This window comes from Serinicoccus sp. CUA-874 (assembly GCF_001942225.1).
In the GTDB taxonomy this organism is placed as follows: Bacteria; Actinomycetota; Actinomycetes; order Actinomycetales; family Dermatophilaceae; genus Ornithinicoccus; species Ornithinicoccus marinus.
Map to the genome: position 1 here is coordinate 14343 of NZ_MKJZ01000005.1, position 21638 is coordinate 35980.

General features: G+C 73.4%; 19 protein-coding genes and 1 pseudogene. 2 read left to right on the forward strand and 18 right to left on the reverse strand.

Annotated features, from left to right (window positions below):
- Positions 1-118 precede the first annotated feature (118 nt).
- Both BJF80_RS02115 and BJF80_RS02120 read left to right on the forward strand, forming a co-directional pair.
- Complete coding sequence (locus tag BJF80_RS02115) at positions 119-766, forward strand: TIGR03085 family metal-binding protein (protein WP_075811057.1); 648 nt, start codon at positions 119-121, stop codon at positions 764-766.
- A 41-nt stretch (positions 767-807) separates the two neighbouring features.
- A complete protein-coding gene (locus BJF80_RS02120; protein WP_075811058.1) occupies positions 808-1965 on the forward strand; it encodes an FUSC family protein in 1158 nt (385 codons plus the stop codon).
- Position 1966: 1 nt separating this feature from the next.
- Here the strand turns inward: BJF80_RS02120 and BJF80_RS02125 are convergent, their stop codons facing one another.
- From BJF80_RS02125 to BJF80_RS02210, 18 genes and pseudogenes are all read right to left on the reverse strand, one after another.
- A complete protein-coding gene (locus BJF80_RS02125; protein ID WP_075811059.1) occupies positions 1967-2416 on the reverse strand; it encodes a PH domain-containing protein in 450 nt (149 codons plus the stop codon).
- Positions 2413-3138, reverse strand: coding sequence for a nicotinamide riboside transporter PnuC (pnuC, locus tag BJF80_RS02130; RefSeq protein WP_075811060.1), 726 nt, complete (start codon positions 3136-3138; stop codon positions 2413-2415). Before pnuC ends, BJF80_RS02125 begins: the two co-directional genes overlap by 4 nt.
- Before the next feature lie 2 nt (positions 3139-3140).
- Positions 3141-3817 (reverse strand): annotated as a pseudogene (rpe, locus tag BJF80_RS02135) (ribulose-phosphate 3-epimerase).
- 4 nt (positions 3818-3821) lie between these two features.
- Positions 3822-5354, reverse strand: coding sequence for an RsmB/NOP family class I SAM-dependent RNA methyltransferase (locus BJF80_RS02140; protein ID WP_075811061.1), 1533 nt, complete (start codon positions 5352-5354; stop codon positions 3822-3824).
- Positions 5347-6285 (reverse strand): methionyl-tRNA formyltransferase, encoded by a 939-nt coding sequence (gene fmt, locus BJF80_RS02145; protein WP_075811062.1) that lies wholly within the window; start codon positions 6283-6285, stop codon positions 5347-5349. The genes BJF80_RS02140 and fmt overlap by 8 nt, the downstream gene beginning before the upstream one ends.
- 6 nt (positions 6286-6291) lie before the next feature.
- Positions 6292-8133, reverse strand: coding sequence for an ABC transporter ATP-binding protein (locus BJF80_RS02150; protein ID WP_075811063.1), 1842 nt, complete (start codon positions 8131-8133; stop codon positions 6292-6294).
- Entirely contained in the window at positions 8133-9128 is a 996-nt protein-coding gene (locus BJF80_RS02155) for an ABC transporter permease (RefSeq protein ID WP_075811064.1), read from the reverse strand. Before BJF80_RS02155 ends, BJF80_RS02150 begins: the two co-directional genes overlap by 1 nt.
- A gap of 61 nt (positions 9129-9189) precedes the next feature.
- Positions 9190-10722 carry an ABC transporter permease gene (locus BJF80_RS02160; RefSeq protein ID WP_075811065.1) on the reverse strand — a complete coding sequence of 511 codons (1533 nt, stop codon included), beginning with the start codon at positions 10720-10722 and terminating at the stop codon, positions 9190-9192.
- 239 nt (positions 10723-10961) lie between these two features.
- The gene (locus tag BJF80_RS02165) at positions 10962-12794 is read right to left on the reverse strand and encodes an ABC transporter substrate-binding protein (protein WP_083673405.1); all 1833 of its coding nucleotides are present in this window, start codon (positions 12792-12794) and stop codon (positions 10962-10964) included.
- A 252-nt stretch (positions 12795-13046) separates the two neighbouring features.
- The gene (locus BJF80_RS02170) at positions 13047-15170 is read right to left on the reverse strand and encodes a primosomal protein N' family DNA-binding protein (protein ID WP_158068454.1); all 2124 of its coding nucleotides are present in this window, start codon (positions 15168-15170) and stop codon (positions 13047-13049) included.
- 22 nt (positions 15171-15192) lie between these two features.
- Positions 15193-16407, reverse strand: a complete 1215-nt coding sequence (gene metK, locus BJF80_RS02175; RefSeq protein WP_075811067.1) for a methionine adenosyltransferase — start codon at positions 16405-16407, stop codon at positions 15193-15195.
- Between the two features lie 85 nt (positions 16408-16492).
- Positions 16493-17743, reverse strand: coding sequence for a bifunctional phosphopantothenoylcysteine decarboxylase/phosphopantothenate--cysteine ligase CoaBC (gene coaBC, locus BJF80_RS02180; RefSeq protein WP_075811068.1), 1251 nt, complete (start codon positions 17741-17743; stop codon positions 16493-16495).
- Between the two features lie 29 nt (positions 17744-17772).
- On the reverse strand, positions 17773-18024 hold the full coding sequence (gene rpoZ / locus BJF80_RS02185) for a DNA-directed RNA polymerase subunit omega (protein ID WP_075811069.1): 252 nt from the start codon (positions 18022-18024) through the stop codon (positions 17773-17775).
- A gap of 13 nt (positions 18025-18037) precedes the next feature.
- Entirely contained in the window at positions 18038-18640 is a 603-nt protein-coding gene (gene gmk, locus BJF80_RS02190) for a guanylate kinase (protein WP_075811070.1), read from the reverse strand.
- A 62-nt stretch (positions 18641-18702) separates the two neighbouring features.
- Complete coding sequence (gene mihF / locus BJF80_RS02195) at positions 18703-19020, reverse strand: integration host factor, actinobacterial type (RefSeq protein WP_010148593.1); 318 nt, start codon at positions 19018-19020, stop codon at positions 18703-18705.
- 125 nt (positions 19021-19145) lie between these two features.
- Positions 19146-20018: an orotidine-5'-phosphate decarboxylase gene (gene pyrF / locus BJF80_RS02200; RefSeq protein ID WP_075811072.1), complete on the reverse strand. Its 873-nt coding sequence runs from the start codon at positions 20016-20018 to the stop codon at positions 19146-19148.
- Complete coding sequence (locus BJF80_RS02205) at positions 20015-20833, reverse strand: beta/alpha barrel domain-containing protein (protein WP_075811073.1); 819 nt, start codon at positions 20831-20833, stop codon at positions 20015-20017. The genes pyrF and BJF80_RS02205 overlap by 4 nt, the downstream gene beginning before the upstream one ends.
- Positions 20820-21632 (reverse strand): iron-sulfur cluster-binding protein, encoded by an 813-nt coding sequence (locus BJF80_RS02210; protein ID WP_158068455.1) that lies wholly within the window; start codon positions 21630-21632, stop codon positions 20820-20822. Before BJF80_RS02210 ends, BJF80_RS02205 begins: the two co-directional genes overlap by 14 nt.
- Between the last annotated feature and the right edge of the window lie 6 nt (positions 21633-21638).

The following is a 21638-nucleotide window of genomic DNA, read 5'->3' on the forward strand; positions in this document are numbered from 1 at the left end:
GTGCGGCGGTAGACGAGGGCATGGGGCAGGGGACCTCCGGTGACGAGGCGGGTGGTGGTGGTTCCTCCCATCCAACCACGCGGTCCCGACAGACCGTCGGCGTGGTTCGATGAGGGGTATGCCGCACTCCCCCGACCTGCTCCGCGATCTCGTCGCGCGCACCGCCACCGAGCTGGGACCGGACGCGCCGACGCTCTGCTCCCCCTGGACCGTACGTGACCTGCTCGCGCACCTCGTCGTCCGGGAGACGCGCCCGGACACGCTCCCGGGCATCGGTCTGCCGCTGCCCCCGCTGCAGCGGCACACCGAGCGGGTGCAGGACGAGGTCGCCGCGCGGCCGTTCGCCGAGCTGGTCGACCAGGTGCGCAGCGGCCCGCCGCCGTGGTGGCCGACGCGGCTGCCCGTCCTGGACCGCGCGGTCAACGTGGCCGAGCTCGCGATCCACCACGAGGACCTGGCGCGGGCGCGACCCGGATGGGCCCCGACCGACCTGCCGGACCCGGTGCCCGCCCAGCTGTGGGGCACCGTCCGCACGGCCGGGCGCCTGCTCTACCGCGACGCACCCTGCGGCGTCGTCGTGGTCGCACCGGGCCACGGCCGCGCCGCCGTGCGTCGGCCGCCGGCGGGCCGCGGCAGCGTCGTGCTGACCGGTGCCCCGCTGGAGCTGCTGCTCCACGCCTTCGGCCGGGACCAGGTGGCGCGGGTGGAGGCGGCGGGCGAGGACCGCGACGTCCAGGCGCTGTCCTCCCACCGGCGCGGCGCCTGAGCCCTGCGCCGCGGGAGGAGTCGGTAGGCCACACTGAGGGCATGAGCAGCGCCCGTGAGCACGCCCGGGCCGCCGGGCACGTGGTCCTCGACCCGCTGCGCGAGGAGATCACCCCCGGCGCGGCACGGACCAGGGTGCTGCGACTGCGCTCCCGGGCCTGGCTGATCCTGCAGGCGGCGACCGGTGCGGTCCTGGCGTGGTTCGTCGCCCACGACCTGCTCGGCCACGCGCTGCCCTTCTTCGCCCCGATCACGGCGATGGTCTGTCTCGGACTGACCTATGGCGACCGGCTCCGACGCATCGTCGAGCTGACCATCGGGGTGGCCATCGGCGTAGGCATCGGCGACCTCTTCGTCCACATCTTCGGCACCGGGCTGTGGCAGATCTTCGCGGTCTGCGTCGTCGCGATGTCGCTCGCGGTCCTGGCCGGGGCCGGGCAGCTGCTCATGATGCAGGCCGGGATCCAGGGCGTCATCATCACCACCCTGGTCGCCGGGGACGGACAGGCCTTCAACCGCTGGCTGGACGCCGCGGTCGGCGGCGGGGTGGCGCTGCTCATCGCCATGCTGGCGCCGATGCGCTCGACCACGAAGCGGCCGCGGGAGCGGATCATCGCCCTCGTGGGTCACCTCGCCGAGGTGCTCACCGACACCGCGCAGAGCCTGCGCAACCGGGACGTGGGCCGGGCCACCCGGGCGCTGCAGACCGCCCGGGGCCTGTCCGCCGAGCTGGAGGCGCTCCAGGACACCACCGCCGAGGCCGCGGCTGCCGCGCGCCTGGCTCCGCTGCTGTCCGGGGTGCACAAGGCGGAGGTCCAGGAGATCAAGGTGCTGCTGCAACCGCTCGACCTCGCGATCCGCAACATCCGGGTGCTCGCCCGACGCGCCGAGGCGGCGGTCGGGGCCGGGGAGTTCGTGCCGGACTCCTACACCGACATGGTCGAGGGGCTGGCCGAGGCGGCCGCCGTCCTGCAGGAGAAGCTGGAGCACCGGGAGCCGCTGGGCGGCGCGCAGGAGGACCTGGTGCACCTCGCCCGGCAGTCGACCTGGGGGCACTCCCGCGCCGGCCTGTCCGCCGAGGTGCTCCGCGCCCAGGTGCGCTCCACCGTCGTGGACCTGCTGGTGCTCTCCGGCATGACGACCGCCGAGGCGCGGCGCCGGGTGCCGCCGACCCGTGAGGAGATCGACCCCGTGGAGTAGCTCAGCGCTGGTGGTGCTCGACCAGGGCCGCCAGCCGGGAGGCCTCACGCTTCGCCCGCTCGCCGTCCGCGCGCTGGATCGCCATGACGGCCAGCTCCTCGGTGTCGTTCAGCTCGAGCACCACCCAGGGCGCGCCGGGCGTGAAGGTCACCGAGGCGACCTGCGACCACTCCAGCTCGCGCCGCAGCACGAGGTTGACGACCACGATCCCGGCGGCGGAGGGGATCGCGCGGATGAGGGCATACCGCCAGAGGAAGGCCCCCATGGCGAGGCCCAAGCCGGCGATGAAGATCCGGTTGAGCAGCGCCATCGTCGGGCCGGCACCGGCGTAGGTGGGACCGAGCACCGCCACGAGCCCGAAGACCAGCACCGAGGCGAGCCCCGCGACCCGAGCCACCCGCGCGCCGGTCACCGGGCGGAACGGCGCGTAGGGGTCGGTCGCCCCGCTCACGACCGCACCCTGGCGTCACCCGCGGCCGGGCCGGCCCCGGTCACCGCGCCCTGCGGCGCCTCGTCCCGCGCGGCCCGGGACCACACGACGAAGCCCCACAGCACGAGCGCGCCGTAGACGGCATACATCACCGCGGAGGGGTAGTAGCCCGAGTGCCACAGCAGCGGCACCCCGACGAGGTCCACGGCGATCCACACCAGCCAGAAGTCCACCCAGCCGCGGGCCATGGCGTAGGTCGCCAGCATCGACCCCACGAAGATCCAGGCGTCGGTCCAGTAGTACCAGCGCGGTGCCGGCCAGCCCGCGCCGACCTGCGCGAAGACCCACTGGGCCAGCACGATGAGCAGCACCGCCCCGACGAGGTATGCCGTCCGCTCCCGCAGGGTCGCCCAGCGCGGCGTGATGGCGGGCTCACCCTTGGCGCGGGTGCGGCGCGAGGCCTGCCACCGCCACCAGCCGTAGACGCTGGTCGCGATGAAGAAGACCTGCCGTGCCGCCTGCCCGAAGAGGCTGTGCTCCTGCGGGTTGGTGAACCACACGCCCATGAAGACGGTGAAGAGCAGCAGGTTGCCGATGATCCCCACCGGCCACGCCCACACGGTGCGGCGCATGCCGAGCAGGGCCGAGGCGAAGCCGAAGACGTTGCCGACGACCTCCCGCCAGGCCACGGTGTGCCCGAGGACGGAGACCTCGGCGTAGAACAGGTCGCCCCAGACGTCCACGCTCACACCTCCGAGGGGTTCGCCGCCGCCCGCCGCAGGTCGGCGATGGCCGCGGCGACGTCGTCGCGCCGTAGACCGCCGAGCCGGCGACGAAGACGTCGGCCCCGGCCTCGGCGCAGCGCCCGATGGTGTCCTGCGCCACTCCTCCGTCGACCTGCACCCAGATCTCGCCGCCGCGCCGGCGCACGGCGTCGCGCACCTCGCGGACCTTGACGAGCTGGTCCTCCATGAAGGACTGGCCGCCGAAGCCGGGCTCGACCGTCATGACGAGGACCATGTCGACCTCGGGCAGCAGGTCGGCGTAGGGCCCGAAGGGCGTGCCGGGCTTGAGCGCCATGGCGGACCGGGCGCCGGCGGCGCGGACGGCCCGGGCGGTGCCGACGGGGTCGGCCACGGCCTCGACGTGGAAGGTCACCGAGGAGGCCCCCGCCTCGGCGTAGCCCGGGGCCCACCGGTCGGGGTCGTCGATCATGAGGTGGCAGTCGAGCGGGACCGGGCTGACCTTGGCCAGCGCCTCCACGACGGGCTGGCCGAGGGTGAGGTTGGGCACGAAGTGGGCGTCCATGACGTCCACGTGCGCCCAGTCCGCGGTCTCGATGGCCTGCAGCTCGCGGGCCAGGTGGGCGAAGTCCGCGGCGAGGATGGAGGGGCTGATCTGGAGGTGCGCGGGCTCGGCCATGACCTCAGTCTAGAGAGCGCCGCAGCAGGGCCACGAACATCCCGTCGGTGCCGTGCAGGTGCGGCCACAGCTGGGCCCACCGACCCTCCCCCGTGTCGGGCAGCGGTATGCCGGCCCGGTCCCGCAGGAGGGGGCGGACGTCCACCGGCTCGACGTCCGGTCGCCGCTTGAGCACGTCCTTGACGACCAGCTCGGTCTCCGCGAGGTGCGGGGAACAGGTGGCGTAGGCCACGAGGCCGCCCGGGCGCACCGCCGTGAGCGCGGAGTCGAGCAGGGCACGCTGGAGCGGACCGAGGGTGCCGAGGTCCTGGGGGGAGCGTCGCCAGCGCGCCTCGGGGCGTCGGCGCAGCGCGCCCAGGCCGGTGCACGGCGCGTCGACGAGGACCCGGTCGTAGGTGTCCGGCTCCTGCGGGCCCACGTCCCGGCCGTCGCCCACGGTCACCTCGACGCGCGCGCCGCCGTGCACCGGGCCCACGAGGGTGTGCCGCACGAGCTCGGCCCGGTGCTCGCTCACCTCGTTGGCCCGCAGCCGGGCGCCGCGCTCCGTCGCCAGGGCCGCCAGCAGGCCGGCCTTGCCGCCCGGGCCGGCGCACAGGTCGATCCAGCGCTCGTCGGAGCCCTCCAGCGGGGCCTCCGCGAGGGCGAGCGTGAGCAGCTGGGACCCGGCGTCCTGCACCGCCGCCCGACCGTCCCGGACCGCCTCGAGGGCACCGGGGTCGCCCTGCCCCAGCTCCCAGGCGGTGCGGCCGACCGGTGCGGGGCGGGCGCCGGCGGCTTCGAGCTCCTCCTCGGCGCCGAGGCCTGGCCGGGCGACCAGGGTCAGCGGACCGGGGCGGTTGTGCGCGGCCAGCAGGTCCGACAGCTCGCCCCGCTCCACCGCGTCGGTGCCGCGGCCGGAGACGAGGGCGGCCCGCAGCGCACGCACGACCCACTCGGGGTGCGAGTGCTCCAGCGCCAGCCGGGCGAGCGGGTCCTCCAGCCCCTCGACCAGGCTCGCGACCCAGGCGTCCCGGTCCTGGCTGCTCACCCGGCGCAGCACCGCGTTGACGAAGCCGCCCGCGCCCTGGCTCACCTGCTGTCGCGCCAGCCCCACGGTGGCGCTCACCGCGGCGTGGTCCGGCACCCGCATCCCCAGCAGCTGGTGGACGCCGAGGCGCAGGACGGTGCGGACCGGTCCGTCGATCTCCGCGACCGGGCGGCCCGCGGCCTGCGCGACGACGGCGTCGTAGAGCCCCCGCATCCGGAGGGTGCCATAGGTCAGCTCGGTCGCGAAGGCGGCGTCGCGGCCGGAGAGCGAGGCCGAGCGCAGCTCCCCCGGGAGCACCAGGTTGGCGAAGGCCTCGTCGGTGTCCACCTGCCGCAGCACGCGGAAGGCGACCGTGCGGGCGGGGTCGGCCACTCTGGTGCGCTGCGCGGGGGTCTGGGCCGACCGGCGCCGCGGCCCGCGCCGGCCGTCGCGGCCGCCCGTCCGGTCCCGGCCACCGCCGCCGGACCGACCCCGGCCGCCCCGACCGCGGGCCGGGCGGTCCTCAGCCACCGAGCACCTCCCCGGGCCCGGGCCGCACGCCCCGGACCCAGTCGGTCGCGGCCATCGCGCGCTTGCCCTGGGCCTGCACCTGCCCCAGCTGCACGGGGGTGCTGCCGGTGCCGACGAGAACCTGGTCCCTACCGACGTGCACCTCGCCGGGCGCGAGCCGCACCTCCTGCGGTCCCTGCTCCGCCGGCACGACCGGGCCGAGCTTGAGCCGCGCGCCCCGGAAGGTGGTCCAGGCGCCCGGTGCGGGTGTGCACGAGCGCACGAGCCGGTCCACCGCGTAGGCGGGGTGGTCCCAGACGACCCGGGCGTCCTCGACCGTGATCTTGGGCGCCAGGCTCACCCCGTCGGCGGGCTGCGGCTCGGGCGTCAGGGCCCCGGCCTCCAGCGCGTCGAGAGTGCTGACGAGCAGGTGGGCCCCGGCCTCGGCCAGCCGGTCGAGCAGGTCGCCGGAGGTGTCCCGCGGCCGCACGGTCTCGGTGAGCCGGCCGAGGACCGGCCCGGTGTCCATACCCTCCTCCAGCAGGAAGGTCACCGCACCGGTGACGTCGTCACCGGCACGCAGCGCGTGCTGCACCGGCGCCGCGCCACGGTAGGCCGGCAGGAGGGAGAAGTGGAGGTTGACCCACCCGTGCCTCGGGAGGGGCAGCATGGCAGGTGGCACCAGCAGGCCGTAGGCGACCACCGGGCAGGCGTCGGGTGCCCAGTCCCGGAGCTGGTCCTGGGCCTCGGCGTCACGGAGCGAGGACGGGGTGGCGACGGGTATGCCTGCCTCGAGCGCGACCTCGCGGACCGGGGACGGGCGCAGCGAGCGGCCGCGGCCGGCCCGTGCATCCGGGCGGGTCAGCACTCCCACGACCTCGTGCTCCGAACGCAGCAGGGCACGCAGGCTCGGGACCGCCGCCTCGGGAGTCCCGGCGAAGACGAGACGCACGCGGGCTCAGCGACGCTTCCGGTCGCGGACGTCGCCGACCTCGTCCACCTGCACGACCTCGGCCTCGCTGGAGGACTGGTGGAACTCCTCGGCGTCGACGTTGAGCTCGACGATCTCCTCGCCCTGCTCACGCAGCAGCTCGTGCCGGTCCCTCCGGCGACGTCCCTGCTCCACCGGGTCGGGCACCGGCGCGGCGGCGATGAGCCGCTGGGTGTACTCCTGCGTGGGCTGCTCCATGATCTGCTCGCGCGGGCCGGCCTCGACGACCTTGCCGTTCTGCAGCACGACCACCTTGTGGGCGAGCAGGTCGATGACCGCCAGGTCGTGGCTGATGAACAGGCAGGCGAAGCCGAACTGCTCCTGGAGCTCGGCGAAGATCTTGAGCACCCGCGCCTGCACCGACACGTCGAGGGCCGAGGTGGGCTCGTCGGCCACCAGCAGCTCCGGGTCGAGGGTCAGGGCGCGCGCGACCGAGATGCGCTGCCGCTGGCCGCCGGAGACCTCGTGCGGGTAGCGGTTGTAGACCTCGCGCGGCAGCTGCACGGCGTCGAGCAGCTCGTAGACCTTGTCCTCACGGGACTTGCGGTTGCCCACCTTGTGCACGACGAGCGGCTCGGCGATGCACTCGCCGATGGGCAACCGCGGATTGAGCGAGGCGGCCGGGTCCTGGAAGATCACGCCGATCCGCTTGCGCAGCGGCTTGAGGTCCTTGCGCCTCACCCCGGTGATGTCCTGGCCGAGCAGCCTGAACTCGCCGGAGGCGGCGGGGATGAGGCCCAGGGCGCACCGGCCGATCGTGCTCTTGCCCGAGCCGGACTCCCCGACCAGGCCGACGATCTCACCCTGTCGCACGTCGAAGCTGACGTCGTCGACGGCGCGGAAGGGCGCCTTGCCGAGCCGCTGGTACTCGATGACGAGGTTCTTCAGCTCGATCGCCAGCGGCGCCTCGGCGTCGACCTCCTCCTTGACGCTGATGCCCATCTGCCCGCGCCCGGCGCCCATCCGGGGGACGGACCCGAGGAGCATCTTGGTGTAGTCGTGGTTGGGGTGCAGCAGCACCTCCTCCACGGTCCCGCGCTCGACGATCTCGCCCTTGAACATCACCGCGACGCGGTCGGCCATGTCGGCGACCACGCCCATGTTGTGCGTGATGAGCAGGATGCCGGTGTTGAGCTTGTCCTTGAGCGAGCGGAGCAGGTCCAGGATGTCGGCCTGCACGGTGACGTCCAGGGCCGTGGTCGGCTCGTCGGCGATGATGACCTTGGGGTCGCAGCTGATCGCGATGGCGATGACCACGCGCTGCCGCTGACCTCCGGAGAGCTCGTGCGGGTATTTCTTCATCTGCCGCTCGGGCTCGGGGATGCCCACCATGCCCAGGAGCTCGATGGCCCGGCTCCAGGCCGCGGCGCCGCGGGCGACGCCGTGCAGCTCCATAGACTCCACCATCTGGGTGCCGACGGTGAGGACCGGGTTGAGCGCTGTCATCGGCTCCTGGAAGACCATGGCCACGTCGTTGCCGCGCAGGCGGCGCATCGTCGACTCGGTGAGCCCGCCCACGTCGCGCCCCGCCACGTTGACCTGACCCCCGATCGTCGCGTTGCGGGGCAGGAGGCGCATGGCGGTCATCGACGTCACCGACTTGCCGGAGCCGGACTCGCCGACGAGGGCGACGACCTCGCCCGGGCGCACCCGCAGGTCCACGCCCTTGACGGCGTGCACGCTGCCGAACTCGGTGCGGAAGCGCACGTCGACGTCGTCGAAAGCGAGCACGACCTCCTCGTCACCGGTCGGCGTGCCCGAGCCGGTGTAGACCGGCTGCCCCGAGCTGCTCTGCGTGGTCGTCGTCATCAGTCGGCCGTCCTGTTCTGCCGGGGGTCGAAGGCGTCACGCAGCCCGTCACCGAGGAAGTTCACCGAGAGCGCGATCGCGAGGATCATGATGCCGGGCCACCAGAACAGCCACGGTCGGGTGAGGAAGGCGTTCTGGTAGTCCGAGATGAGCAGGCCCAGCGAGGTGTCCGGTGGCAGGACCCCGAAGCCGAGGTACGACAACGAGGACTCCAGCAGGATGGTCGTGGCGATCGTGAGGGTGGCGCTGACGATGATCGTGCCGATGGTGTTGGGCAGGATGTGCTTGAAGATCACCCGGCCGGACCCGGTCCCGATCGCCTCGGCAGCGGTGACGAACTCGCGCTCGCGCAGCGAGAGCACCTCGCCCCGCACCAGCCGGGCCAGGCCGGTCCACGAGACCAGGCTGAGGACCAGCGCCAGCGACCAGATGCCCCCACCGGCCATCTTGCCGAGCACCGCGGCCAGGACCAGCAGCGGGATGATGATGAACAGGTCGGTCACCCGCATGAGGATCGCCTCGACCCAGCCGCGGTAGAAGCCGGCCAGCGCGCCGATGATCGTCCCGACCAGGGTGGAGAGCAGCCCGACGGTGAAGGCCACGATCAGGGTCCGCTGCGTGCCCCGCATCGTCAGCGCGAAGTAGTCCTTGCCGATGGTGTCCTGCCCGAACGGGCTCTCGCCGATCTGCGGCGGCCAGAGCTGCAGCGTCGGTCGGCCGCCGTCCACCGCGACACCGGCGTCGTAGAACGTCTTGTCCCACCAGGCCGGGATCCATCCGTAGCCGATGGACGTGAACGCCATGAGCGTGATGAAGACCAGGACGAAGAGCGAGACCATGGCGCCCTTGTGCCGGAAGAACCGGCGGCGGACGAGCTGCCCCTGCGAGTAGGACTTCTGGCTGAGGTCGATCTGCTTCTCGACCGAGTAGACCTCCTCCACCCGGCTCGCGGCCGGCGTGGGCTCCGGGTCGTCCGGGCGCTGGCTGTCGCTCATCGGGTGGTCCTCTGCTCTGTCGGGTGGGTCGCGGGGCGGTCGCGGGTGGGTGTCACCGGGCTCACCGACGGATCCGCGGGTCGAGCGAGGCGTAGGCGATGTCGGCGAACATGTTCATGAGCACCGCCGCGCCGCCGGCCACGAGGTAGTAGGCCATGACCGGGTTGGGGTCGACGAACTGCAGCCCTTGTCGGAACATCGCGCCCAGCCCGCGCCAGCCGAAGACGGACTCGGTGACGACGGCGCCGCCGAGCAGCGAGGCGAAGTCGAAGGCGACGATCGTCGTGATGGGGATGAGCGCGTTGCGCAGCGCGTGCTTCGTGAAGACCACGCGGTCCGAGAGCCCCTTGGAGCGGGCGGTGCGGATGTAGTCCTGGTTGATGGTCTCCAACATCGAACCGCGGGTGTATCGGCTGTAGGAGGCGATCGAGATCAGCGTCAGCACGATGGTGGGAAGCACCAGCTGGACCCCCCAGTTGTAGATGCCCTCCCAGAAGGTGCCGTCGAAGCGCTCCGGGATGAAGCGGTTCTCCCCGATGGTGCTGATCTGTCGGTCACCGGACATCTCGAGGAACCCGGCCCAGCCGCGCAGCAACTGGTCCATGAAGATGAGGAAGCCCATGGCCAGAGCGGTCCCGACGCTGACGATCATCGCGGTCCGCCGCTCGTAGCCGCCCATGACCCAGCCCACGGCGAGGGCGACCGCCACCGTCACGACGGCCAGCAGCAGGATCGTCAGCCAGCCTGACGGGTCCTCGAGGATCGGCCCGGTGATGAAGTAGCCCACGAGCCCCAGCCCGATGGTGACCAGCCCGGCATACAGGACCTTGCGGTTGGACAGACCGACCGTCATCACGAGCATGAAGGCCAGCGCGGCCAGCGCACCCACGATGATCAGCGGCAGGCCGAGCGCGGGCTGGACCCACCAGTTCACCTGGTCGAAGGCGAAGACCAGCCCGAAGACGACGACGAAGGTCACGGCCCCGGTGACGAGTTGCCGCCGCAGGTCGCCGCCGAGCACCGAGGCCACGGCGAGGGCGAACAAGAAGGCGACGACGCCCATCGCTGCCGTCGACACGTCCGGGTCGGCCATCCAGTTGTTGAACCGGATCGCCCCGACCTCCTTGAGTAGGACCGCGGCCCAGAAGATCGGCAGCGAGTAGAAGAGGAAGGCGGCGAAGGTCACCGCGTAGTCGAAGCCGGAGTACTGCCGGATGGCCGAGAGGACACCGAGAGTGACGCCGATGAAGATCGCCAGGAAGGTCGCGATGGTCACCAGCCGCAGGCTCGCTCCCGCGGCGGACAGCAGCAGGTTGTTGACGCTTGCTCCGTCCCGCGTCATCCCGAGGTCGCACTGGAGCACGAAGCACCGGCTGACCCCGCTGAACCAGCCGAGGTAGCGCTCCCACCACGGGTCGTTGAGCCCCATGTTTTCGGTCCGGGCGTCCATGAGCTGCTGGCGGTTCTCGGCGCGCGACTCGCGCAGGTCCTCGAGCGGGTCGCCCGAGTTGATCGTGAGGACGTACATCAGCACGGAGCCGAGGAACATGATCAGCGCGGAGATCGCGATCCTGCGGAGGATGAACTGGAGCACGGGCCTGACCTTTGCGGTGAGAACGGTTCACGGCGGTGTGACGGACTGCCCGCAGACTCTAACCCCTCGGCAGGGGTGGTGACCACGGACGCTCCCGGCGCGTGTCGCCGCCGGAGCAGCACGCCGGGTGGGGAGGTGACGGACGACGAACGGGGTGGGAGGGCGTCGACCCTTCCACCCCGTTCACCGGTGCCGGGCCGCAGCGGGACCAGTCCCGCTGCCGGTTCAGGCAAGGTGCGTCAGCTGGCGCGCACCCACTGCTGGGCGTTCCAGGAGACACCGGTCTGGACCGAGGTCGGCCGGACGTTCTCCAGGGTGCTGTCCGAACCCACGATTCCCGGGTGAGTGAACAGCGGAATGCCGTAGAGGTTGTCCCACAGCAGCTTCTCGATGATCTTCAACTGCTCCATCTGGACTTCCTCGTCAAGCGACGACGCCAGGGTGTCCCACGCTGCGTCGACCTCCTCGTTGGAGAAACCGCCGAAGTTCTGCGAACCGCCGGTGGAGTAGATCGGCTCACCGGAGGCGACCTGGCCCGAGCCGGCCCAGGCGAAGAGCGCGACCTCCCAGTCACCCTGCTCCAGCGTGCCGCCGGACTCGAAGAAGTCCGGGTTGCCCGCGTCGACGATCTCGAAGCCCGCCTCGTCGCAGGAGGCCTTGATCTGGGCCACCTCCTCGGTGCGGCGCTGGTTCGGGGCGGAGTAGCCGATCCGGACCTCGACCGGCGTCTCGACCCCGGCCTCCTCCAGCTTGGCGGTGGCGCCCTCGATGTCGACCTCGTCGTAGGTACCGTCGTAGGCCGCGTCCACGAGCTCCTGGTAGCCGTCCTGGAACGGGAAGCGCTCCCGTGCGTTCAGCATCTCAGCGTCCTCGCTGATCGGCGCGATGAGGTTGTCGATGATGTTCTGACGCGGGACGCACATGGCGAAGGCCTCACGTGCCGCCAGACCACCGTTCTCGTCGTTGAAGACCGAGTCCTCGGCGAAGTTGTAGTCCAGGTGCTCCCAGGTCATCTGCTGGTTACTTTCAACCGACACCATGTCGCCCATGCCCTCGAGCTGCTGCCGTGTGTCGACGGTGGCCTGCGGCTCGATGACGTTGATGTCACCGTTCTGCAGCGCTTGCACGTGGGTCTCCGGGGCGGCGAACTTGTAGACCAGGTTGCCGGTGGCCGGGGCCGGGCCGAAGAAGGACTCGTTGGGGACCAGCGCGAGTTGGTTGCCGCTCTCCCAGGCCGCACCCTCGAGGGTGTAGGGCCCACTCGAGGGCACCAGGGCCTCGTCCTCGACCTGGTAGTTCGGGAAAAGCCAACCGTCGTTCCAGAACTCGGACACCTCGGCCACGGTCTCGCCCTCGCCATCCAGGATCGCCTGCGCCAGCTCGTCCGGCTCCATGCCACCCTGCTCCGCCGCAATATGGGCCGGCAAGGGCGGCTCGACCGCGATCTCCCAGTCCGGGTAAGGCTCGGGGTAGACGACCGTGAAGGTCTTGCTGCTCGGCTCGGTCTCCAGGCCGTCGGTAGCGTAGGTCGACCACGTCGAGACAGGATCGAACCCAAGGGTTTCGGCCCCGCCCATGGACTCGGGGTTCGTGGAGGCCCACGCCAGCAGGAAGTCGTTCGAGGTGATGGGAGTGCCGTCGGACCACACCGCGTCGTCGGAGATGGTGTACTCGACGGTGAGCGGGTCCTCGGAGGTCTGCTCGTAGGAGCCGAACCACTCGTTCGGGTAGATGGTGCCGTCGGTGCCCCAGTACCAGAAGCCGGAGTGCAACTGGTTGTTGACGACCGCGTTGTAGGTCGAGTTCGTGTTAGCGGTGTTGCCGTTGTAGGCGTTGTACTCCTCAGCCCCGCTGGAGAAGGACACCGTGTCGTCGTTGGTGGTGACCTCGCCCATGTCGGCCAGGGCGGTGGAACCCTCCTCGCCGCCCATATCACCCTCGGACTCCTCGCCGGAGCCTGCGCTCTCCTCCGAGCTGTCGCCCTCGCCGCCGCCCTCGGCACCGGTGTCGCCGGATCCGGAGTCGGACGTGCAGCCAGCCAGAGCCAGGGCACCAGCGGCCACAACGGCCATGGTCGCGCGCCTGATCTTCAATGTTCCTCCTAGTGAATGGGCGTCTCACGCCGGCGGACCGCCCTGGTCCGCCGCGCGCGTGTCATCGACGCGCCGGGGGTTGCGTGGACAACGTAGACACCTGCGTGCTTGCCACGCCACCGTCGTGCCCACACGGTGACGGGATCGTTACTCTTTTGAGACTTCCGTAGCGGTGACGCTACGTCAATCAGAACGGGCGTCCGCACGACCCGTCGCCGGGGCCCTTCAGGGCTACTGTGCGTGCCCGTCCAGGACCAGGCGGAGCGCCTCCGGAGCCTTGCGGGCGCTGCGCTCGGCGCGCACCGTGTGCACCGCCTGCGCGAGGTCGTGCCCGTCGCCCTCGCGTACGGTGGCCCGGGCCCGGCGGCCCTCCCCCTCGCCCCCGTCGAGCGGCACCGTGCCCAGCAGCCGGTGCCCGACCCGGGCGAGCGCCCGCCCGGCCTGGTCGACCGCGCCGACCGGGCCGCTCACCTCGACCTGACGCGTCGCCGGGGGCAGGCCGAGAGTGGCACGGTCACCGAGCTCACGTCGGGCGAGCCAGGCCGGGTCCCAGCGCACCAGCGCCTCGACCGCGGGCAGGGAGCCGTGCGGAGGCACCCCGCAGAGCACGACGGCCGGCCCGCGCCGCGCCGGCGCTGCCCGAGGACGGGCGCGGACGAGCGCGGCGGCGGCGCACCAGCGACGCAGCGCCTCCACCGGCGCGTCGAGGTCGGCCCGCTCCAGCAGCGACCAGCCGTCGAGGAGGACGGCGGCGGCATAGCCGGTCTCGGCCCAGGGCTCGGCCCCGGGGGTCGCGACCACGAGGGTCGCACCCCCCTCGACCTCGTCCACGACGTGCTCCCCGCCCGAGCTCACCACCCGGGTCCCGGGGAAGGCCCGCCCCAGCTCCTCGGCCGTCCGGCGCTCCCCCATCCCGGTGGCCCGCCGCCGCCGGGAGCCGCACTCGGTGCACGCATGGTCCACGGGGACCTCGGTGGAGCACCACCGGCAGGCCGGTGGTCCCTGGCTGCCGGCGACCGGACCGCCCGCGCCGACGGGCCCCTGGCAGCGCTCGCAGCGCACCGGGGTGCGGCAGTCCTGGCAGGCCAGGCCGAGCACGTACCCCTGGCGGGGCACCTGCACCAGCACCGGCCGGTCGCTCTCCAGGCCGGCGCGCAGCGCCCGCCAGGCGACGCTCGGGAGCCGCGCCGTCCGGGCCGCCGGGTCGCGCTCCTCCTGGTGACCCTCCCCGGCCACCACGACGGCGGGGGCGACGCCGCGCACGCGGTCGGTGTCCGCGACCACCGGTGCGACCACCCCCTCGTCCACCCACTGCTGCACGACGACGCTCCGGGTGAAGCCGCCGACGAGCAGCGCGGCCCCCTCACGCCGTGCACGCCGACGGAGCACCTCGCGGACGTGGGGATAGGGCGCCCGCGGCTCCTCGTGCAGGTCGTCGGCCTCGTCCCAGCAGACCACCAGCCCCAGGTCCGGCACCGGGGCGAAGCCGCTGGCGCGGGTGCCGACCACCACGCGGGCGTGGCCGCGCAGGGCACGGAGGAAGGCGGTGTAGCGGGCCTCGGGGCCCAGGTCGGCGGTGAGCCGGACCACGTGGCCCTCCCCCACCGCCCGGGTCACCGGCCCCATGACGCGCTCCACGTCGCGGCGGTCCGGCACGACGACGAGCGCGCCACGACCCCCTGCGGTCGTCGCCGCGACCGCGGCGGCGATCGCGTCGGGCCAGTCGTCTCCCGGCCCCTGACCGGGCAGCGCGAGCCACGCCGCCGCGGGTGCCTGCCCGTCGCGCAGCCGCCGCAGCAGGGCCGGCCCCGCGGGATAAGCCGTCCACGCAGGGTCGATCGCGGTGTCACCGGCGGGATCGACTCCCGGCCCAGGCTCATGATCCTCGGCCTCGCCAGGCCCGGGACGCGGTGGCACCGCCCGCTCGGCTCGGGCGTGCCGCGGCGGCACGGCGAGCCGCACCGTGTCGGAGAGCGTCCCGCCGTAGTGGGCGGCGACCTCCCGGGCGGCGTCCAGCACCGCCGGTGTGAGCACGGGTTCGGGGCTCACGACCGAGCGCAACGGGGCCAACCTGCCCTCGTGCTCGGCGTGAGCCTCACGCGTCAGCAGGAAGCCGTCGTGGTCCCGTCCGGCGAAGCGGACCCGGACCCTCACCCCCGGCCGGGCCGCCTCGTCGAGGTCGGCCGGGACGGCATACTCGAACGACCGGTCGAGGTGCGCCAGGGGTGTCTCGACGAGCACGGTCGCCACCGGGTCGGTCTGCGCCAGCGGCACGGACGCCGCCGGGCCGCGCGCGCGCCTGCGCGGCGAGGTCGGGCTCGCCGGCGCCGGGACCAGCTCCAGCTGCTCGGCCATGTCGACCCTGGGGACCTGACGCTCAGACCGCGGCGCGCAGGGCGTCGACCCGGTCCAGCCGCTCCCAGGTGAAGCCGTCGTCGAGGCCGGGGGCGCTGGTCCGCCCGAAGTGGCCGTAGGCGGCGGTGGGGCGGTAGATCGGCCGCAGCAGGTCGAGCTGCGCCACGAGCGCGGCGGGCCGCAGGTCGAAGACCTGGGTCACGGCCCGCTGGATCGACTCCACGGGCACGCTCTCGGTGCCGAAGGTCTCGACGTAGAGCCCGACCGGGTGGGGGTAGCCGATGGCGTAGGCGACCTGGATCTCGCACCGGCGCGCGAGCCCGGCGGCCACGACGTTCTTGGCGACCCAGCGCATGGCGTAGGCCGCGCTGCGGTCGACCTTGGAGGGGTCCTTGCCGGAGAAGGCCCCGCCGCCGTGCCGCGCCATGCCGCCGTAGGTGTCGACGATGACCTTGCGCCCGGTGAGCCCGGCGTCGCCCATCGGACCCCCGATGGTGAAGACGCCGGTGGGGTTGACGAGCATGCGGTAGCCGTCGGTCTTGAGCTCGACACCAGCATCGTGAGCCTGGTCGAGGACGGGGGTGATGACCCGCTCCCGGATGTCCGGCGTCAGCTGCTCCTCCAGGTCGATCCCGTGGGCGTGCTGCGTGGACAGCACGACGGTGTCGAGGCGCACCGCGCGCTCGCCGTCGTAGGCGATGGTGACCTGCGTCTTGCCGTCCGGCCGCAGGTAGTCCAGCTCACCGCTCCGGCGGACGGCGGCCAGCTGCTCGGCGAGCCGGTGCGCCAGGAAGGCGGGCAGCGGCATGAGCTCGGGGGTGTCGTCGCAGGCGTAGCCGAACATGAGGCCCTGGTCGCCGGCGCCCTGCTGGTCGTAGGGGTCGGCCTGCTCGGACCCGCGGCTGGAGACGGCGTCGTCGACACCGGTCGCGATGTCGACGGACTGGTCGCCGATCGAGATCTCCACCCCGCAGGTGCGTCCGTCGAAGCCCTTGTGCGAGTTGTCGTAGCCGATGTCCAGGATCGTCTGCCGGACGAGCTGGGCGATGTTGGAGTAGCCCTGGGTGCGCACCTCGCCGGCGACGTGGACCAGCCCGGTCGTCACCATCGTCTCGACCGCCACCCGGGAGTGCGGGTCCTGGGCGAGCAGGTCGTCCAGGATGGCGTCGCTGATCTGGTCGCAGATCTTGTCCGGGTGTCCCTCGGTGACGGACTCCGAGGTGAACAGGCGGGTCATGGGGGTGCTCCTTCGGGGCAGCGGCTGCTGACTGACCTGCGCGAGTCTACGGTCCGGGACCGACACCTCCGGAGCCGCTGCCGCCTCAGCGCAGCAGCGGTGCCGCGTGGTCCCAGATGGCCGCTGCGACCAGCGCCTTGTCGCCCGGACCGACGGTGCGGACCTCCTCGGTCCCCGGCCGCAGGAGGTGTGCCGTGGTGGTGTCCTGGCCGAAGGTCCTGCCGTCCCCCACCTCGTTGGCGACGAGCAGGTCGCACCCCTTGCGCTCGAGCTTGGCGCGGGCCAGGGCGAGCACGTCGCCGGTGCCGTCCCCGGTCTCGGCCGCGAAGCCCACGAGGAAGGGCGAGGCGGCTCCCGCACGGCGCTCGAGGAGACCGGCCAGGATGTCCGGGTTGCGGACCAGCTCGATCGTGGGGGCGCTGTCGTCGCCCTCGCCGTGGGTCTTCTTGATCTTGCTCTCGGCGTAGTGCGCCGGGCGGAAGTCCGCGACGGCGGCCGCCATGACCACGGCGTCCACCCCACCGCCGTCGACGAGGCCGTCGACGGCGCGCTGCAGCTCCAGCGCCGTCTGCACCGGCACGAGGTCGCATCCCGCCGGCGTCTCCAGGCTCACGTTGGCACCGACCAGGCTCACCCGCGCCCCGCGCCGGGCCGCCTCGGCCGCGACGGCATACCCCTGCTTGCCGGAGGACCGGTTGCCGAGGTAGCGGACCGGGTCCAGCGGCTCGCGGGTGCCCCCGGCGGTGACGACGACGTGCCGCCCGGCCAGGTCGCCGGCGGCGCTGCGGCCGGCGTCGTCACCGGTCGCGGCCGGCGTCACGGCCGCCAGCGCGGCGGCCACGATCTCCTCCGGGTCGGGCAGCCGGCCCGGGCCGGTGTCCGCCCCGGTCAGCCGCCCCGAGGCCGGCTCGACCACGTGCACACCGCGCTCGCGCAGGAGGGCGACGTTGGCCCCGGTCGCCGGGTGCGTCCACATCTCGGTATGCATGGCCGGCGCCAGCACGACCGGGCAGCGGGCGGTGAGCAGCGTCGAGGTGAGCAGGTCGTCGGCCAGGCCGTGGGCGGCGCGGGCCAGCAGGTCGGCGGTCGCCGGGGCGACGAGCACGAGGTCGGCCTCCTGGCCCAGTCGGACGTGCGGGACGAGCGGGACGTCGTCCCAGACCTCGCTGGACACGGGACGTCCGCTGAGGGCCTCCCAGGTGGGTGCGCCGACGAAGCGGAGCGCGGCGGCGGTCGGCACGACGGTGACCTCGTGCCCGGCCTCGGTCAGCAGCCGCAGGACGGAGCACGCCTTGTAGGCCGCGATCCCTCCGGAGACGCCGAGCACCACGCGCATACCGGTGTGCCCTCCGTGCCCTGTGGGTGTCAGCTCTCGGGCGAGCTGGTGTGCAGCTTGCCCTGGTCGATCTCGTGCAGCGCGATCGACAGCGGCTTGTCGGTGGCGTCCGCCTCGACCAGCGGGCCGACGTACTCGAGCAGGCCCTCGCTGAGCTGGGAGTAGTAGGCGTTGATCTGGCGCGCCCGCTTGGCGGCGTAGATCACCAGGGCGTACTTGCTGTCGGCGCGCTGCAGCAGGCTGTCGATCGGGGGGTTGGTGATGCCGTCGGGGTGGGCGATGGTGCCGGTTCGCTCACGGTGCTCTCAGTCCTTCGTTCGTTCGGGTCTGTTCAGGGGTCGGGGCTGCGGTCTGCGCAGGGGGGTCGGCCATCAATGATACGAGTTCCTCGGCCGCCCGGGCGACATCGTCGTTGACGATGGTCACGTCGAACTCCTGCGCGGCCGCCAGCTCGGTGCGTGCGGTCTGCAGCCGCCTCGTCCGCTCGGCCTCGGTCTCGGTGCCCCGGCCGACGAGGCGCTGCACGAGCTCCTCCCAGCTGGGTGGGGCGAGGAAGACGAAGAGCGCCTCCGGCATCGCCTCCCGCACCTGCCGGGCACCCTGCAGGTCGATCTCCAGCATGGTGGGACGACCCTCCGCCAGGGAGCGCTCGACCGGCCCGCGCGGGGTGCCGTAGCGGGCGCGGCCGTGCACCGTGGCCCACTCCAGCAGCTGGCCCTCCCGGTCCAGCCGGTCGAACTCCTCGTCGTCGACGAAGAAGTAGTGCTCCCCCTCCCGCTCCGCCGGGCGCGGCGGCCGGGTGGTCGCGGACACCGAGAGCCACACGTCCGGGTGGTGCTCGCGCACGTAGGCCGCCACGGTCCCCTTCCCGACCGCGGTCGGGCCGGCCAGCACCACCAGGCGGCGCGGGGCGCCGTCGACGTCGCGGCCCTGCGGCGCGCCGCCGGTCTCCCCGGCGCTCAGCGGTCGCTGAAGTGGTCGAGCAGGTGGTGCACCTGGTTGGCGCCCAGCCCGCGCACCCGGCGGCTCTCGGAGATCCCGATTTCCTCCATGAGCTGGCGCGCCCGGACCCGGCCCACGCCGGGCATCGACTCCAGGAGCGCGGAGACCTTCATCTTGCCGATGACGTCGTTCTCCTTGCCCTCGGCGATGACGTCCTTGAGGGACCCCTGGGAGTTCTTCAGGCGGTTCTTGACGGCTGCGCGCTCGCGGCGGGCGGCGGCCGCCTTGGCGAGGGCGTCGGCGCGCTGCTCCGGCGTCAGCTCGGGAAGGGCCACGGTCCTACTCCTTGATCGTCCAGTGCCAGGGGGCAACCCTGGTGCCGTCGAACATAGCGACCCTCTCCGTCCCGTGCCAACCCCGGTGTCGCCGCGCGACCCCGCTGACCTGCGGCGGTCGGGGGTCAGCCGTCGCCGAGCGCCCCGGCGAGACGCTGCGTCCAGCGCTCCAGCGCGCTCGCCACGCCCTCGGGGCCCTCGCGCAGGACACCCCGCGACACCGGCACGAGGACGCGACCTGCGGCACCGGCGAAGGCGCGCGCGACGTCGTGCTCGTCGGCGCCCTGCGCCCCCACGCCGGGCGCGAGCACCGGGGCGAGCGACCCGGCGAGGTCCAGCCCCTCCGCGGCCGGGTCCAGCGTGGCCCCCACCACCACCCCGACGTCGCCGCAGGGTGCCTGCCCGGCATTGTACGCGGCGACCTCCTGCAGGAGCTGCTGGGCCACGCTCGGGCGGCCCGCCGACTGGACCTGCCCGCCCTCGGGGTTGGACGTGCGCACGAGCACGAAGACACCGCGCCCCGTGGATCGCGCGAGGTCCAGGGCCGGGCGCAGCGCGCCGTAGCCGAGGTAGGGACTCAGCGTGACCGCGTCGGCGGCGAGCGGGGCGTCGTCCTCGAGGTAGGCCTGCGCATACCCCGCCATCGTGGAGCCGATGTCACCGCGCTTGACGTCCAGCACCGTCAGCAGACCCCGGTCGCGGCAGCCGCGCAGGACGTCCTCGAGGACCGCCACCCCCGCGGCGCCGTGCCGCTCGAAGAAGGCCGACTGCGGCTTGACCGCCGCGCAGCGCCCTGCAGCGGCGTCCAGGACGACGCTGCAGAACTCGGCGACCCCCGCGGCGGTGTCCGGCAGGCCCCAGTCCTGCATCAGCTCCCGGTGCGGGTCCAGCCCGACGCACACCGGCCCGTGCCGGCCGAGGGCCTCGGTGAGCCGGAGCCCGAATCGCTGCGGCGCGGCGTGGCCCCCTGGGCCGGGCGAGGTCGGGTCGTCGGTCATGGGAGCTCCTCCGTGCGGTCGGGTGGTTGGTCCAGGCGGCGGGTGAGGGTGTCGAGCAGGGTCGGGTCGGCCCACAGCGCGGTGCCGAGCTGCACCGCCACCGCACCGGCGGCCAGGGCGCGGCGGGCGCTGTCGAGGTCGTGGACGCCCCCTGCGGCGACGAGGGGGACCGCGGGCCAGCGCTGCTCCTGCGCCGCGGCGGTCAAGGCGCGGACGCCGGCACGGCACACGGCACCGGTCGAGGGTCCGGACCACCAGCGCCCCTCGCCCAGCGCGATCGACCCGCACACGACCACGGCGCCGGCACCGCCGGCCACGGCGCCGCGGGCGACGCCCACGATGTCGGGCTGCAGCGCGGAGAGCCGGGCGAGGAGCAGCAGGTCGCGCGGGGTCTCCTCGCGCAGCCGGGCCATGACCCGCAGCGCGTGCTGGTCGTCGGCGCCCCGCAGGTCGACCTCGACCGCGCCGACGCTGTCACCCTCCAGCCCGCGGCACAGCCGCCCGGCCAGGGCCGCGGCCTCTCCGGTCAAGCTGCCGCGGACCGCGACCACGGCCCGCAGCCCGCGGGTGGCGCACCACCGCAGCCGGTCCACCGCGGTGAGCAGGGTGATCCCCGGGACCGACCCGTGCTCCAGCCCCCCGGGGCCGTGGCCGTGCACGAGCGCCGGCCCGTCGTGCTCCGGCTCGGCGACCACCGGCCCGACGGGCACGAGGACGCGCTCCAGGGGCCCGAAGCGGATCAGACCCCGGGCGTCGTCCACGGCACCGGGGGCGACGAGCACCCGGGGCAGGGACGCAGCCTCACCGCGCCGCATCGGCCACCCACTCCCCGGGGAGGACCGGCCCCTCGAGGCAGGCGCGCAGCCGCCGCGTCTGGCCGTCGACGACGACCCGCAGGTCGCACTGCCCGCACAGACCCGTCCCGCACAGGACCGGCTCCTGCAGGTCCAGCGCGGCCACCCGGGAGGCCCTCCCCCGGTCCCGGGCCGCCGCCGCGACGTCCCGGACCTGGTCCCGCGAGCCGGTGGCGTAGACGACCCCGACGCCGTCCAGCTCGTCCAGCCGCCCGCCGACGGTCGTCGCGAACCGGTCGCCCTCGGTGAGCATCACGGTGCTCGCCTGCCGGCGCAGCGGCCCGACCTCCAGGTGACGGTCCGGGTCGTCGGCGGAGAGCACGAGGTGCACCTCGCACCCCCGCTCCCGCAGCAGCGCCACCAGCCAGCGCAGCGGGACGCTCCCCGCCTCGTGCCCGGCGACGAGGACCGGCACCGGATGCGCCGGCAGACCAAAACCCCGGCCCAGCGGACCCAGCAGACGCTGCGCACGCCCCTCGCGGAGGCGCTGCCCGTCGGAGGCCGCCAGCACCACGTCGACGGTCGTCCCGTGCACCGGGTCCACCGACACCCCGGCGACCCACAGCAGCGTCGGCAGCGGCTCGCCACGGCTGAGCTCACCCGGGACCACGACGAACTGCCCCGGCCGGCAGCGCTCCCACGCCGGGTCCGGTGGCACCGCCAGGCTGACGACGTCGTAGGCGCCGGACGCACGGGTCAGCGTCACCACGGCCTCCAGCACCGCCGCAGAGCGGTGGCCGGGTCGACCGGGAGCGGTCATGCCCGG

Excerpts from the sequence above, each read along its gene's own strand:
- BJF80_RS02115 (WP_075811057.1), top strand. The coding sequence starts at position 119 with ATGCCGCACTCCCCCGACCTGCTCCGCGATCTCGTCGCGCGCACCGCC.
- BJF80_RS02120 (WP_075811058.1), top strand. The coding sequence starts at position 808 with ATGAGCAGCGCCCGTGAGCACGCCCGGGCCGCCGGGCACGTGGTCCTC.
- BJF80_RS02150 (WP_075811063.1), bottom strand. The coding sequence starts at position 8,133 with ATGACGACGACCACGCAGAGCAGCTCGGGGCAGCCGGTCTACACCGGC.
- BJF80_RS02155 (WP_075811064.1), bottom strand. The coding sequence starts at position 9,128 with ATGAGCGACAGCCAGCGCCCGGACGACCCGGAGCCCACGCCGGCCGCG.
- BJF80_RS02165 (WP_083673405.1), bottom strand. The coding sequence starts at position 12,794 with ATGGCCGTTGTGGCCGCTGGTGCCCTGGCTCTGGCTGGCTGCACGTCC.
- BJF80_RS02170 (WP_158068454.1), bottom strand. The coding sequence starts at position 15,170 with ATGGCCGAGCAGCTGGAGCTGGTCCCGGCGCCGGCGAGCCCGACCTCG.
- metK (WP_075811067.1), bottom strand. The coding sequence starts at position 16,407 with ATGACCCGCCTGTTCACCTCGGAGTCCGTCACCGAGGGACACCCGGAC.
- coaBC (WP_075811068.1), bottom strand. The coding sequence starts at position 17,743 with ATGCGCGTGGTGCTCGGCGTCTCCGGAGGGATCGCGGCCTACAAGGCG.
- pyrF (WP_075811072.1), bottom strand. The coding sequence starts at position 20,018 with ATGACCGACGACCCGACCTCGCCCGGCCCAGGGGGCCACGCCGCGCCG.
- BJF80_RS02205 (WP_075811073.1), bottom strand. The coding sequence starts at position 20,833 with ATGCGGCGCGGTGAGGCTGCGTCCCTGCCCCGGGTGCTCGTCGCCCCC.
- BJF80_RS02210 (WP_158068455.1), bottom strand. The coding sequence starts at position 21,632 with ATGACCGCTCCCGGTCGACCCGGCCACCGCTCTGCGGCGGTGCTGGAG.